The sequence below is a fragment of the Microbacterium testaceum genome (genome assembly GCF_029761935.1).
Classification (GTDB): Bacteria; Actinomycetota; Actinomycetes; order Actinomycetales; family Microbacteriaceae; genus Microbacterium; species Microbacterium testaceum_A.
The window spans coordinates 2,307,366-2,320,093 of the sequence record NZ_CP121699.1 but is presented as its reverse complement, the minus strand read 5'-3'; the positions used below and the strand labels follow the sequence as shown (position 1 = coordinate 2,320,093).

General features: G+C 69.8%; 12 protein-coding genes. 4 read left to right on the top strand and 8 right to left on the bottom strand.

Going from position 1 to position 12,728, the window contains the following annotated elements; all coding sequences use genetic code 11:
- Positions 1–67 precede the first annotated feature (67 nt).
- The gene (locus tag QBE02_RS11230) at positions 68–1,393 is read left to right on the top strand and encodes an aspartate aminotransferase family protein (RefSeq protein ID WP_279365788.1); all 1,326 of its coding nucleotides are present in this window, start codon (positions 68–70) and stop codon (positions 1,391–1,393) included.
- 11 nt (positions 1,394–1,404) lie between these two features.
- On the opposite strand, the gene QBE02_RS11225 is transcribed toward QBE02_RS11230, so the two are convergent.
- Positions 1,405–2,283 carry a 3-hydroxyacyl-CoA dehydrogenase family protein gene (locus QBE02_RS11225; RefSeq protein ID WP_279365787.1) on the bottom strand — a complete coding sequence of 293 codons (879 nt, stop codon included), beginning with the start codon at positions 2,281–2,283 and terminating at the stop codon, positions 1,405–1,407.
- 95 nt (positions 2,284–2,378) lie between these two features.
- On the opposite strand from QBE02_RS11225, the gene QBE02_RS11220 reads away from it, so the two are divergent.
- A complete protein-coding gene (locus tag QBE02_RS11220; RefSeq protein ID WP_279365786.1) occupies positions 2,379–3,140 on the top strand; it encodes an acetoacetate decarboxylase in 762 nt (253 codons plus the stop codon).
- A 10-nt stretch (positions 3,141–3,150) separates the two neighbouring features.
- On the top strand, positions 3,151–3,780 hold the full coding sequence (locus QBE02_RS11215; protein ID WP_279365785.1) for a TetR/AcrR family transcriptional regulator: 630 nt from the start codon (positions 3,151–3,153) through the stop codon (positions 3,778–3,780).
- Positions 3,781–3,916: 136 nt separating this feature from the next.
- Here the strand turns inward: QBE02_RS11215 and QBE02_RS11210 are convergent, their stop codons facing one another.
- The 5 genes from QBE02_RS11210 to QBE02_RS11190 all read right to left on the bottom strand — a co-directional run bounded on the left by QBE02_RS11210 (position 3,917) and on the right by QBE02_RS11190 (position 8,685).
- Complete coding sequence (locus QBE02_RS11210) at positions 3,917–5,302, bottom strand: GmrSD restriction endonuclease domain-containing protein (RefSeq protein WP_279365784.1); 1,386 nt, start codon at positions 5,300–5,302, stop codon at positions 3,917–3,919.
- 319 nt (positions 5,303–5,621) lie between these two features.
- Positions 5,622–6,032, bottom strand: a complete 411-nt coding sequence (locus tag QBE02_RS11205; protein ID WP_279365783.1) for a DoxX family protein — start codon at positions 6,030–6,032, stop codon at positions 5,622–5,624.
- A 72-nt stretch (positions 6,033–6,104) separates the two neighbouring features.
- Positions 6,105–6,764 carry a methionine ABC transporter permease gene (locus tag QBE02_RS11200; RefSeq protein WP_279365782.1) on the bottom strand — a complete coding sequence of 220 codons (660 nt, stop codon included), beginning with the start codon at positions 6,762–6,764 and terminating at the stop codon, positions 6,105–6,107.
- Positions 6,761–7,786 carry a methionine ABC transporter ATP-binding protein gene (locus QBE02_RS11195; RefSeq protein ID WP_279365781.1) on the bottom strand — a complete coding sequence of 342 codons (1,026 nt, stop codon included), beginning with the start codon at positions 7,784–7,786 and terminating at the stop codon, positions 6,761–6,763. Before QBE02_RS11195 ends, QBE02_RS11200 begins: the two co-directional genes overlap by 4 nt.
- Positions 7,783–8,685, bottom strand: coding sequence for a MetQ/NlpA family ABC transporter substrate-binding protein (locus QBE02_RS11190; RefSeq protein ID WP_279365780.1), 903 nt, complete (start codon positions 8,683–8,685; stop codon positions 7,783–7,785). Before QBE02_RS11190 ends, QBE02_RS11195 begins: the two co-directional genes overlap by 4 nt.
- A 163-nt stretch (positions 8,686–8,848) precedes the next feature.
- Here QBE02_RS11190 and QBE02_RS11185 point away from each other — a divergent pair, with 163 nt between their 5' ends.
- The gene (locus tag QBE02_RS11185) at positions 8,849–10,288 is read left to right on the top strand and encodes an MFS transporter (protein ID WP_279365779.1); all 1,440 of its coding nucleotides are present in this window, start codon (positions 8,849–8,851) and stop codon (positions 10,286–10,288) included.
- A gap of 31 nt (positions 10,289–10,319) precedes the next feature.
- Here QBE02_RS11185 and QBE02_RS11180 read toward each other — a convergent pair whose 3' ends face one another.
- On the bottom strand, positions 10,320–11,648 hold the full coding sequence (locus QBE02_RS11180) for a dihydrolipoamide acetyltransferase family protein (protein ID WP_279365778.1): 1,329 nt from the start codon (positions 11,646–11,648) through the stop codon (positions 10,320–10,322).
- A gap of 114 nt (positions 11,649–11,762) precedes the next feature.
- Positions 11,763–12,728 (bottom strand): alpha-ketoacid dehydrogenase subunit beta, encoded by a 966-nt coding sequence (locus tag QBE02_RS11175; RefSeq protein ID WP_279367882.1) that lies wholly within the window; start codon positions 12,726–12,728, stop codon positions 11,763–11,765.

Genomic DNA, 12,728 nt, shown 5'->3' with positions numbered 1-12,728 from the left:
ATCGTCCGTAGAGATTACCGACAGATCGGCGCTCCCCGGCACGGCGCGACGCTTTCACACTGGAGGCATGCCGACACCCCTCTCGACTCCCCGCAACGCCGAGATCAGCGACCGCGACCGCACGAGCGTCTTCCACTCGTGGTCGGCGCAGGGCTCGCTCGCGCCGCTCCCCCTCGCCGGGGGCTCGGGAGTGGAGGTCTGGGATGCCGACGGCCGACGCTACCTCGACTTCTCGAGCATGCTCGTCAACGTCAACATCGGGCACCAGCATCCGCGGGTCGTCGCCGCGATCCAGGAGCAGGCGGCGCAGCTGACCACGGTCGCTCCCGCGCACGCGAACGAGACGCGCGCGCACGCGGCCGAGCTCATCCTCGAGCGGACCCCCGAGGGGTTCTCGAAGGTCTTCTTCACCAATGGCGGGGCGGATGCCAACGAGAACGCCATCCGCATGGCCCGCCTGACCACGGGCCGCGACAAGATCGTGTCGCACTACCGCTCGTACCACGGCAACACCGGGTCGGCGATCGTGGCGACCGGCGACTGGCGCCGCATGCCGAACGAGTACTCGCGCGGACACGTTCACGTGTTCGGCCCCTACCTCTACCGGTCGGAGTTCTGGGCCGAGACGCCCGAGCAGGAGTGCGAGCGCGCCCTTCGCCACCTCGAGCGCACCGTGCAGGCCGAGGGGCCGGACACGATCGCGGCGTTCCTGTTCGAGACGATCCCCGGCACCGCGGGCGTGCTCGTTCCGCCGCCCGGATACCTCGAGGGCGTCCGCGCGATCGCCGACCGCTACGGCATCCTGCTGATCCTCGACGAGGTCATGGCCGGCTTCGCCCGCACGGGCGAGTGGTTCGCGTTCGACGCGTTCGGCGTGCGGCCCGATCTCATCACCTTCGCGAAGGGCGTGAACTCCGGGTACGTTCCCGTGGGTGGAGTGGCGATCTCGGATGCCGTGGCCTCGGTGTTCGACGACCGCGTCTTCCCCGGTGGCTTGACGTACTCGGGTCACCCGCTCGCCGCGGCATCCATCGTCGCGGCCCAGCAGGCGATGGCCGATGAGGGCGTGATCGAGAACGCTCGCCGCATCGGAGAGGAGGTCATCGGCCCGCGCCTGCGCCAGCTGGCCGAGGACTCGCCGCTCGTCGGAGAGGTGCGCGGCCGCGGCGTGTTCTGGGCCGTCGAACTCGTATCCGACCAGGCCACGCGCGAGCCCCTGGCCGCCGCACGCATCGGCGCGATCAAGGCCGCGATGCTCGAGAAGGGCCTGCTCGGCTTCACCGCCGACAACCGCGTGCACGTGGTGCCGCCCGCCGTGATCGGCGATGCCGACGCCCACCGCGGCCTCGACGTGCTGGTCGAGGTTCTGCAGGCCGAGGCCGCGCGCGCCTGACGCCCCGCGGGTCAGGCGGCGGCGGCCTTCTCGCTGTAGTCGTAGAAGCCGCGGCCCGACTTCACGCCGAGGTTCCCGGCATCCACGTAGCCCTTCAACAGCTCGCGCGGACCCTCGGGCAGGTGCGGGTTCTCGTCGGCGTAGTGCTGCTCGATGTCGAGCACGACGTCGAGGCCGACCTGGTCCATCATCTGGAACGGGCCCGCGGGGGCGCCGGAGTTGACCCGCCACATGGCGTCGACGTCTTCGGGGGTCGAGACGCCGTCGGCGACGACCGCGAGGGCCTCGCGCTTGATGGCGGCCCAGATGCGGTTGAAGATGAAGCCGGTCGACTCCTGACGGGCGACGAATGGAAACACCCCGAAGTTCGGGAGCTGCTCCTGCAGGAAGGCGATGACCTCCGGCGCGGTCTGTCCATCGCTCATGAGGTCGACCGCGTTCTGCTGCGGCGGCATGTAGAAGTGCATGTTGAGCACGCGCTCGGGTGCCGAGACCTCGTCGATCATCAAGCGCGACGCGAACGACGACGAGTTGCTGGCGAGGATGGCGTCCGCCGGCGCGAGGCGGTCGAGATCGCCGAACACCGACGTCTTGAGCTCGATGCGCTCGGGCACGGCCTCGACGACGAGCCAGGCGTTCGAGACGGCGGATGCCAACTCGTCGGCGCCGTGCACGGTTCCCGCGGCGGCTCCCTCGCGGGCGGCCACCACCGAGGGCAGCGTCTGCTCGACGTAGGCGACGGCGGCGGAGCGCACGGCATCGGCGAGATCGAAGATGCGCACGTCGGCTCCTCCGCTGGCGAACATCAGCGCGATGCGACGACCGAGCGTGCCACCCCCGATCACGGTGACGGGTCGGGTGTCGATGTTCTGGGGCAGCTGGACGCTCATGTCATTCCTCTCGTGCGGGCGAGGGTCGCTTGCGAACGCGAACCTCTCGATACACACTGTACTCAATACACTTCGTACTGAACAGGTGATGACCGATGAACCCCCTCGAGATCCTCCGCCGCGGCACCACGCCGCTGACCGCCCCCGTCTACCCGCTGCGGGTCACGCGCTTCCTCAACCGCGAGTACTTCAACGTCGTCTATCGAACGGATGCCGAGGCGTTGCGCGCCGTGGTTCCAGAGCCGCTCGAGATCGACGAGCCGCTCGTGCGCTTCGAGGTCATGAAGATGGGCGAGGTCGACGGCTACGGTCCCTACGTCGAGTCGGGACAGGCGATCCCCGTCACCCTCGACGGCGAGCGCGGCGAATACCTGCACGCGATGTACCTCGACAATTTCGCCGCCACCGTGTCGGGGCGAGAGCTCAGCGCCTACCCGAAGGTGACCGGAACCCCCGACCTGCGCGTCGACCAGGGCGCCCTCGTCGGCACCCTCGACCGCGGCGGCGAGCGCGTGGCCACGGCCACCATGGGCTACAAGTGGGAGCCGCTCGACCTCGACGAGGCGAAGGCGCAGATCACGGTGCCGACCTTCATGGTCAAACTCGTGCCCGACGTCTTCACGCAGGGCCTGCGCGCGGCGCACCTCGTGCGCACCGAGATCACCGACATCGAGGTGAAGGAGGCGTGGACCGGACCCGCCCGCCTGCAGCTCTTCGAGCACGCGCTCGCCCCGATGGCCGATCTCCCCGTGCGCGAGATCGTCAGCGCCTCGCACATCGTCACCGACCTGACCCTCGCCCCCGTCCGCCCGGTGTTCGACTACCTCGACGAGGTGAACCGCGCCGCCGCTGCGTAACGTGGAGCCCGTGACGACCACCCCCGCAGAGGCGCCGAAGCCCGTGCGACGCCGCAGCAGCACCCGCACGGCGCTGATCGCGGCCGCCGAGGCGATCTTCGACGAGACCGGCAGCACCTCGGTGAGCGTCGAGGCCATCACGCGCCGCGCGGGATACACGCGCGGGGCGTTCTACTCGAACTTCCGCTCGGTCGACGAGGTGTTCTTCGCCGTCTACGAACAACAGGCGAAGCTGGTGTTCGACCTGCTCAGCGACATGCTCGGCGACGCGCGCAGCAGCGAGCAGCCGACCCTCGACGACATCGTGCGCGGCGTCGTCGAGGGGCTCCCTCCCGAGGAGAAGTGGTACGCGATCCGCTCGGTGCTCATCACGCGGGCGCGTCACGACGAGGAGGTCCGCGTAGTGCTCACCGCGCACACCGACCATTTCCACGACACGCTGCAGCCGCTGCTCGTCGAGTGCCTCTCGCGCATCGGCCTGCATCCGGTGATCGACCCCGCCCTGTTCACGCGCGCGGTCGTCGCCGCTCACGTCGGGGCGGTGAGCCAGAGCGTGCTTCACGCCGACACCCAGCGGGTGCGGGTCGCCGCGGTCGAGGGCTGCATCCTCGGGCTGACGCGCGGGGCCGCCTCCGCCTGAGCAGGAACCATGGCCGGTGTCGCCCGGCCCGAACCCGGGGCCGCGGCATCCGCCCCTCTGCCGACTGTGCGAGACGCGCCGCCCCCGATAAGGGAGCGGCGCGTCTCAGGCGTTCAGCGGGTGAGCGCCGCGCTCATCACTCGCAAGCCACTCCGTCGTTGTCGCGGTCCAGTTTCGACCGGTAACCCGGCTGATCCCGATACAGGGGCGCCTTGCCCGCCGCGCGAACGGCGTCGCAGTTGGCGTAATACGCGTCCTCTGCGGGCGGCGCCGGCGCGGGCTCGGCGGGAGCGGGCTGAGGCTGCGCCGGCGCGGGCTCGGGCGCGACGACGGGAGCGACGACCGGCTCGGGCTCCACGACCGGGGCCGGCGCCGGAGCGGCGAAGGCCGAGGTCGGCACGAGCTGATCGGGGCACGCCTCGAGCACCCGCTTCATCGCATCGCGCTCGGCCTCGGTCACCCACAGCCCGTAGGTGGCCTTGACCGCGATCTGCGCGGCCACGTAGGTGCAGCGGTAGCTCTTCTGCGCGGGGAGCCACGTGGCGGCGTCGCCGTCGCTCTTCTGCGCGTTGGCCGCGCCGTCGACGGCGAGCAGGTTGAGGGGGTCATTGGCGAAGCTGGCGCGCTGGTCGGCGGTGAGCTGCTGAGCGCCCTTCTGCCACGCGTCGGACAGCGCGACGACGTGATCGATCTGCACGAGCTCCGAGGTGCCCTGGCCGCGGACGAAGGCGATGCTCCGCCCCGTGTACGGGTCGGCGAGCGTGCCGGCGGTCACTCGGCAGGTTCCGGAGCGCACGGCATCCTTCAGGTCGCGGCCGAGGATGTCGTTGCGGGTGTCGCATCCGTTGCGGTCGACGTCGAGCCAGCGCTGACCGAACTGGGCGCGGTCGTACCCGGTCTTGGGCGCGCGTCCCTTCACGGCGAGGGTGTCGAGCACGGAGAGCGCTGTCTTGTCTGTGGTCGCCGAGGCGTCGGCGACGGTACCCGGCTGTCCCGCGAATGCGGCGAGGGCGGCCTGATCGTCGGCGAAGGGGGTGGCGGATGCCGTGGGAGTGGGCGACGGCGTCGGAGAAACCGTGGCGGCCGGCACCGCCTGGGCGACGGAAGACGCGTTCTTCGGCGAGGTGGCCCCCGTGATGCCTCCCGCGACCGCGAAGGCGACGACGCCGGCGACCGTCCAGATCGCCGCCGTCGTCCGCGAGCGGAACCGCAACCAGGTCGGGGTGTTGCGCGCGAGCGAGACGATCCCGGTGACGAGCACCACGAGGGCGACCATCGCGACGAACGGGGCGAGCAACCACAGCGCCACGAGCAGGACGAGGCCGGCCACAACCCGGCCCCACATCGGAACGCGCGAAAACCAGGGGCGCGCCTCGCCCGGCGCCACCGGCGGAGGGGCGGTGGTCACGGTCGGCGCGGGCGGCAGCGGGGTGAAGTCGTTCGTCCACTGGCGGCCGTCCCACCAGCGCAGGCGACCGGGAGTCTCGGTGTCGGGGTACCACCCCGGCGTCGCATTCGTCACGCGGCCACCGCCGCCTTCGTTCGGACCACTGCATTCCGGAATCGCATGGATTCCCCTTCCCCCGCTTGGACAACCTCGCGAGTCTATTCAGGGGAATGCAGGTCGCCCGACCGCACCGAATGCACCTGGACGGATTACGAATGCAGGATGCGCGGGCGGGAAATGTCGAGACGAAATCGATACCGGGTGCGCTCCGTGGGCGGGGTCGACCCCGTTGAGTGCCCAAAACACCCGGACGGACTCGAAAATCGCCCGGGTGTTTTGAACACTCAACAGGGGGTGCCGAGGCCCAGAGGCGACGCGGGTTGTGGGATGCGGCTCAGCGAACTCGTCTTCGGGTTCGCCACGCCTTCCATGCCCCGGTCGACCACAGCGCCCAGATCACCAACAAGGGCTGGAAGAGCAGGCGGATGCCGCGGGCGAGGTCGGTGTCGAGGCCGAAGGCGTCGGTGCCCCGGACGAACTGCTCGATGTTGCCGGGGAAGATCGCGACGAAGAAGGCAGCGACGATCCAGCCGACCGCGACGCGCCAGCGGCCGAGGACGAGGAGGGCGAGTCCGAGGGTGATCTCGACGACCCCGGATGCCACGACCGTCACGTCGACCGGAAGCGGAAGCCACGCGGGCACCTGAGCGACGAAGTCGTCGCGGGCGAAGGTCAGATGCGCGGTGCCGGTGAACACGAGTGCGGCACCGAGCAGCCAGCGAACGAGTGTGCGGGGGAGGCTCATCCTCCGAGGGTAGGCGGGCTGTTCGGCACGCGCGGAGCGCGGGGGCGGACACGCCACCCCCCGCCGCCCCCGTCAGCGGCGCAGAATGCGGTGCGCCAGTGCGTTGCCGATCAGCTGGCCCGCCTGCACGATGACGACGATGATCACCACCGTCACCCACGTCGCCTGCTGGTTGAACTGCTGATAGCCGTAGATGATCGCGAAGTTGCCGAGTCCGCCGCCGCCGATGTACCCGGCCATCGCCGACATGTCGACGACCGCGATGAACATGAACGTGTAGCCGAGGATCAGCGGGGCGAGGGCCTCGGGGATGACCACGCCGAACAGCACGCCGATGCGGCGCGCGCCCACGGCCCGGGCCGCCTCGACGGTTCCGGGGTCGACGGCCACGAGGTTCTGTTCGACGACGCGGGCGATCACGACCGTGGCCATGATCGTGATGGGCACGATCGCGGCATCCGTTCCCAGGGTCGTCCCCGTCACCGCGCGCGTGACCGGGGCCACGGCGGTGAGGAAGATGATGAACGGGATCGGCCGGATGAGGTTGATCACGAGGTTCGCGACCGCGAAGACCGCCCGGTTCGCGAAGAGATTCCCGGGGCGCGTCGCGTACAGCAACGCCCCGATGACGAGTCCCGCGACGCCCGAGATCAGCAGCGAGACGGCCACCATGTAGACGGTCTCGCCGATCGACTGGATCAGCACCGGGGTCAGGGTGTCCCACTTGTTCACGAGCGCGCCTCCCTCGCCGGCACGACGACCTCGGTGTGCGCGCGCAGTTCCGCGACCACCGCATCGAGGTCGTCGGCGTGCACGCGGTAGGTCAGGGTGCCGAGCTGTCGGCCGAGGACGTCGGTCACCCCGCCGTAGACGACGGAATGACGGACGCCGTGGCGGTGGAACACCGCCGAGACGTCCTCGCTCGAGAACTCGTTGACCTCGACGCTCACGAGCTCTCCCCCGCCCGCGGCGAGCGCCGCCAGGGCTTCGCCCGAGGGCACGCCCTGCGTCACGGCGGCCACGAAGCGCTTCGTGAGGTCGGCGCGGGGGTGGGCGAATACGCGGTACGTGTCCCCGCTGTCCACGACCCGTCCGCCGTCCATGACGATCACCTGATCGCACAGCTCGTGCACGATCGAGATCTGGTGCGTGATGACGACGATGGTGATGCCCAAGCGGCGATTGATCTCGCGCAGCAGGTCGAGCACCTCGGCCGTGGTCTGCGGGTCGAGGGCGCTGGTGGCCTCGTCGGCGAGCAGGATCCGGGGGTCCGTGGCGATCGCACGGGCGATGCCGACGCGCTGCTTCTGCCCGCCCGACAGGCGCCGCGGGTACTGCTTCGCCTTATCGCCGATGCCGACGAAGTCGAGCAGCTCGGCGACGCGCTTGTCGCGGTCCGCCTTCTTCCAGCCCGCCACCTTGAGCGGGTAGGCGACGTTCGCCGCCACCGTGCGCGAGGTGAACAGGTTGAACTGCTGGAAGATCATGCCCACGCGGCGTCGCAGGTCGCGGAGCTTCGCCTCCGTGGCATCCCCCACGTTCACTCCCAGCACCTCGACGGTGCCGGATGTCGGCTGCTCGAGCCCGTTGAGCAGCCGGACGAGGGTGGACTTGCCGGCGCCGGAGTATCCGATCACCCCGACGATCGACCCCTCCTCGACCGACAGCGACACGTCGTCGACGGCGGTGGTGGAGGTGCGGCGATCGGTGCGGAAGCTCTTCGTGACGCCCCGCAGCTCGATGACCGCGGTCATCCCTTCTGGGCCTTGAGGGCGTCTTCGAGGCTCGTCAGCTCGTCCTGCAGTTGCGCGCCGGTCCACTCGGTCTTGAACTGCAGGTTGCCCTGGTTCAGCTCGGTGACCGCCGTCTCGACCTCGGTCGAGTGGTACGCCTCGACGAGCTTGGCCCAGCGCGGGTCGTCCTTCTTGTCGTCGCGCGTGACGAACGCGTTGATGTACGGAGCGAGCTGCGGGTTGTTCAGGTCTTCCTTGAAGATGATGAGCTCGTCGCCGAGCCCGCCCTTCTGCGCCTGCGTGTTGTTGACGATCGCGGCCTGGGCGCTGCCGTCCTTGAGCGCGGTGACGGTCTGATTCGTGTCGACGGGCAGCAGCTCGACCTTGGTCGAGACGATGTCGGCCGGCGTCGAGAAGGCCGTGCCGCCGTCCTTCAGCGTCAGCAGCCCCGCCGTCTGCAGGTTGAGCAGACCGCGGGCGAGGTTGGTCGGGTTGTTGGGGATGGCGACCTTCGCACCCTCGGGCAGGTCCTTCACGTCCTGGTACTTCTCGGAGTACAGCGCGAGCGGGTACACCGCCGTCGCACCGACCGGCACGAGCGAGCCGTTGTTCTCGACATTGAACTGCGACAGGTAGATCAGGTGCTGGAAGAGGTTCACATCGAGCTCGCCGTCCTGCACGCCCTGGTTGAGCTGCACGCCGTCGTTGATGGTGCGCACCTCGAGGTCGATGCCCTCGCCGGCGAGCTTCTGCTTCAGCACCGTCCAGTGCGCCTCGTTGCCGTCGTCGGCGCCGAGGACGATGCGCGAGGAGTCGCCTGCGGATGCCGCACCCCCGGCGCAACCGGTGAGGGTCAGCATCAGGGCAGCGGCGGAAGCACTGAGGATCGTGGCCAGGCGTGCGGTGCGGCGAGTAGTCATGAGACCACGTCAGCACGCGGCATCCGGGATCGGAATTCGAGGCGTTACGACCGGTAACGGGCTGTCACGCGGAGTAATCGATTGGGCGGATGCCGAGGCATCGGCGATGATCGCACGCCTCATCGACCCGCGGGCTCACAGCGGAGGCGTAGCCTGGACAGTGATGTCACGGGATGAAAACGCGCGTAAGAGATTGTCCCGGAACAGCCCTCAGGGTCTGGTCGTCGCGATCCTGGCCCTCGCGGGCCTGTGCTCGTCGTTCATGTTCACCCTCGTGGTGCCCATCCAGTCGCAGCTGCCGCAGCTGCTGAACGCCTCGCGTGACGACACCGCCTGGGTCGTGACCTCGACGCTGCTCGCCGCCGCCGTCATCACCCCCATCGCGGGCCGCCTGGGCGACATGTACGGCAAGCGCCGCATCGTGCTCGTGCTGCTGATCGTGATGATGCTCGGCTCGGTCGTGGCCGCGCTCTCGACCGGGATCATCGGCATGATCATCGGTCGCGCGCTGCAGGGCGCCGTGGTGGGCGTCGTGCCGCTGGGCATCTCGATCATGCGCGACGTGCTGCACGAGAACCGCGTCGACAGCGCGATCGCCCTCATGAGCGCGACGCTCGGCGTCGGCGGCGCCCTGGGGCTGCCGATCAGCGCCCTCGTGGCCGAGAACACCGACTGGCACTGGCTGTTCTGGATCGCCGGAGCCCTCGGCGCGATCGTCTTCGTGCTGATCCTCTGGATCGTCCCCGTCAGCGTGCTGCGCACCGCCGGGCGCTTCGACTACCTGGGCGCCGTCGGCCTCGCGATCGGCCTGATCGGCGTGCTGCTCGCGGTCTCGCGCGGCAACTCGTGGGGCTGGACCTCGCCGCTGACGCTCGGCCTCGCCATCGGCGGCATTCTCGTTCTGCTCGTGTGGGGCTGGTACGAGCTGCGCGTCGAGAACCCGCTGCTCGACCTCCGTGTCGCCGCGCGCCGCCCCGTGCTGCTCACCAACCTGGCATCCGTCGCGATGGGTTTCGCCCTCTTCACCTCGAACGTCGCGTACCCGCAGATGCTCGAGCTTCCCGTCGCCACCGGCGTCGGACTCGGCCTGTCGCTGCTGGCCGCGAGCCTCGTGGTCATGCCCTCGGGCCTGGTGATGATGGTGCTGTCGCCGATCTCGGGCACCCTGGCCCGGACGATCGGACCCCGTGTGCTGCTCGTGGCCGGCTCGATCTCGCTCATCCTCGCCTACGGCTTCAGCCTCATCTTCTCGACCGAGGTCTGGCACTTCGTCGTCGCGAACATCCTGATCGGCTTCGGCATCGGGTTCGGGTACGCCGCCATGCCCATGCTCATCATGCGCGCCGTGCCGCCGAGCGAGACCGGCGCCTCGAACGGCCTCAACGCCCTCGCGCGTTCCCTCGGCACGAGCACCGCCGCCGCGATCGTCGGCGTCGTGCTCGCGACCCTGTCGACCGGCTCGGGTGAGACGCGCGTGCCGACCTCGCAGGCGTTCCAGGTGTCGTTCCTGATGGGCATCGGCGCCGCGGCGATCGCGCTGGTGCTGGCGCTGCTGATCCCCACGCGGTCGACGCCGGTCGAGAAGCGGCCGTCGCTGCGCTGAGCCCCCTGCGCGCCGGCAGTGCGCGCGCCGCTCAGTCGAGCAGCAGCGCCGGCTCCTCGAGCACGGATGCCACGTCCGCGATGAACCGCGAGATTCCGTCGCCGTCGACCACGCGGTGATCGAACGAGCCCGAGACCGTGGTCACCCAGCGGGGACGCACCTCGCCGTCGACGACCCACGGCTTCTGGCGGATCGCGCCGAGCGCGATGATGCCGGCCTCGCCGGGGTTGATGATCGGGGTCCCGGCATCCACTCCGAACACGCCGATGTTCGTGATCGTGAAGGTGCCGCCGGTCTGGTCGGCGGGGCTGGTCTTGCCCTCGCGCGCGGTGAGGGTGAGGTGCTCGAGTGCCTTCGCCAGCTCGCGCGTGTTCATCGACTGGGCGTCCTTGATGTTCGGCACGAGCAGGCCGCGGGGTGTCGCCGCGGCGATGCCGAGGTTGACGTAGTGGCGCACCGAGATCTGCGCGCCGTCTTCGGAGTCCACCCACGCGGCGTTGATCATCGGGGTCCGGCGCAGGGCCCAGATCACGGCGCGCGCCATGATCAGCAGCGGCGAGATCTTGACGTCGGCGAAGTCGGGCGAGGCCTTGAGGCGCTTGACGAGCTCCATCGTGCGCGAGGCGTCGACGTCGACCCACACCGACACGTGCGGCGCCGAGTACGCGCTCGAGGTCATCGCGTTGGCGGTCGCCTTGCGGACACCGCGGACGGGGATCGACTCCTCGCGGGCGTCGGAGGAGGGAGCGGATGCCACGGGGGCGGGCGTCGCGGGTGGGGCCACGGCGATCGTCTCCTCGCGGACGGCACCCCACGCGGGCGTCTCGATGTTGCGGAACACGCTGGCCTGCTCGGCGTGCTTCACAACGTCGTCGCGGGTCACCTCGCCGGCGGGTCCGCTGGGCGTGACGGCCGAGAGGTCGACACCGAGGTCGCGCGCGAGCTTGCGGATCGGGGGCTTGGCGACGACGCCGACCGACGCCTTCACGGGGCGCTCGGCGGGCTTCCGCCGCCGCGACGACACCGCTCCGCCCGTGCCGTAGCCGACGAGCACGGCCCCGCCGGGGTCGCTGGGCTCGGGGGCGCTCACCGGTTCCGCGGGGGCCGGGGTGTCGGCATCCGCCGATCCGATCGTGATGATCGGTGCGCCCACCTCGACGGTGGAGCCCTCGGAGGCCAGCAACTCGCCCACCGTGCCCGAGTATGGCGAGGGCAGCTCGACGAGCGACTTGGCCGTCTCGATCTCGACGATCACGTCGTTGACGGCGACGGTGTCACCCGGCGCGACGCGCCACTGCACGATCTCGGCCTCGGTGAGCCCTTCCCCGACGTCGGGGAGAACGAAGGTCTGCTCGGTCACGGTGGTGTCCTTTGCTCGCGAGACGTCATCTCGCTGACGAAACGGTGACAGGCTGTCGCGGATTCGTCAGCGAGTTGCAGTCTCGCGGTTCATGGCGGGGAGAGGAAGAGCGGATCAGTACGCCAGAGACCGGTCGACGGCCTCGAGGATGCGGTCGGCGTCGGGCAGGTAGGTGCCCTCGAGCTTCGCGGGCGGGAAGGGCACGTCGAACCCCGACACCCGCAGCACGGGCGCCTCGAGCGCGAAGAAAGCCTTCTCCATGACGGTCGCGGCGATCTCGGAGCCGAGCGAGGTGAAGCCCGGCGCCTCCTGCGCGTAGACCATGCGGCCGGTGCGGCGCACCGAGTCGAGCAGGGGGCCGTAGTCGACGGGCGAGAGCGAACGCAGGTCGATGACCTCGCAGCTCGTGCCCTCGCTCTCGGCGAGAGCGGCGGCCTGCAGCAGGGTCGTCACCATCGCGCCGTGTCCGACGAGCGTGACGTCGGTGCCGCGGCGGACGATGCGGCTCGCGTGCAACGGCAGCGCGGGGGCCTCGAGGTCGACCTCGCCCTTCTGCCAGTACTTGGCCTTCGGCTCGAGGAAGACGATGGGGTCGGGCGATTCGATCGCCTGCTGGATCATCCAGTAAGCATCGTTCGCGTTCGAGGGGCTGACCACCCGGAGCCCTGCCGTGTGCGTGAAGTACGCCTCGGGGCTCTCCTGGTGGTGCTCGACCGCGCCGATGTGTCCGCCGTAGGGGATGCGGATGACGACGGGCATGCGCACCGCGCCCTCGTGGCGGTTCGTGATCTTCGCGAGCTGCGAGGTGATCTGGTCGAAGGCGGGGAAGACGAACCCGTCGAACTGGATCTCGAGGACGGGCGTGAAGCCACCCATCGCGAGACCGATCGCGGTGCCGACGATCCCCGACTCCGCGAGCGGGGAGTCGATGACCCTGCGCGGACCGAAGTCCTTCTGCAGGCCCTCGGTCACGCGGAAGACGCCGCCGAGCGGGCCGATGTCCTCACCCATGAGCAGCACGCGGTCGTCGGTCTCGAGCGCGCGACGGAGCCCGGCGTTCAGCGCGCGGCTGATCGGCAT

What these genes read in the sequence shown, in the direction of transcription:
- QBE02_RS11175 (WP_279367882.1), bottom strand. Translation starts at nt 12,728, where the DNA reads ATGCCGATCAGCCGCGCGCTGAACGCCGGGCTCCGTCGCGCGCTCGAG.
- QBE02_RS11190 (WP_279365780.1), bottom strand. Translation starts at nt 8,685, where the DNA reads ATGACTACTCGCCGCACCGCACGCCTGGCCACGATCCTCAGTGCTTCC.
- QBE02_RS11195 (WP_279365781.1), bottom strand. Translation starts at nt 7,786, where the DNA reads ATGACCGCGGTCATCGAGCTGCGGGGCGTCACGAAGAGCTTCCGCACC.
- QBE02_RS11205 (WP_279365783.1), bottom strand. Translation starts at nt 6,032, where the DNA reads ATGAGCCTCCCCCGCACACTCGTTCGCTGGCTGCTCGGTGCCGCACTC.
- QBE02_RS11185 (WP_279365779.1), top strand. Translation starts at nt 8,849, where the DNA reads ATGTCACGGGATGAAAACGCGCGTAAGAGATTGTCCCGGAACAGCCCT.
- QBE02_RS11220 (WP_279365786.1), top strand. Translation starts at nt 2,379, where the DNA reads ATGAACCCCCTCGAGATCCTCCGCCGCGGCACCACGCCGCTGACCGCC.
- QBE02_RS11225 (WP_279365787.1), bottom strand. Translation starts at nt 2,283, where the DNA reads ATGAGCGTCCAGCTGCCCCAGAACATCGACACCCGACCCGTCACCGTG.
- QBE02_RS11230 (WP_279365788.1), top strand. Translation starts at nt 68, where the DNA reads ATGCCGACACCCCTCTCGACTCCCCGCAACGCCGAGATCAGCGACCGC.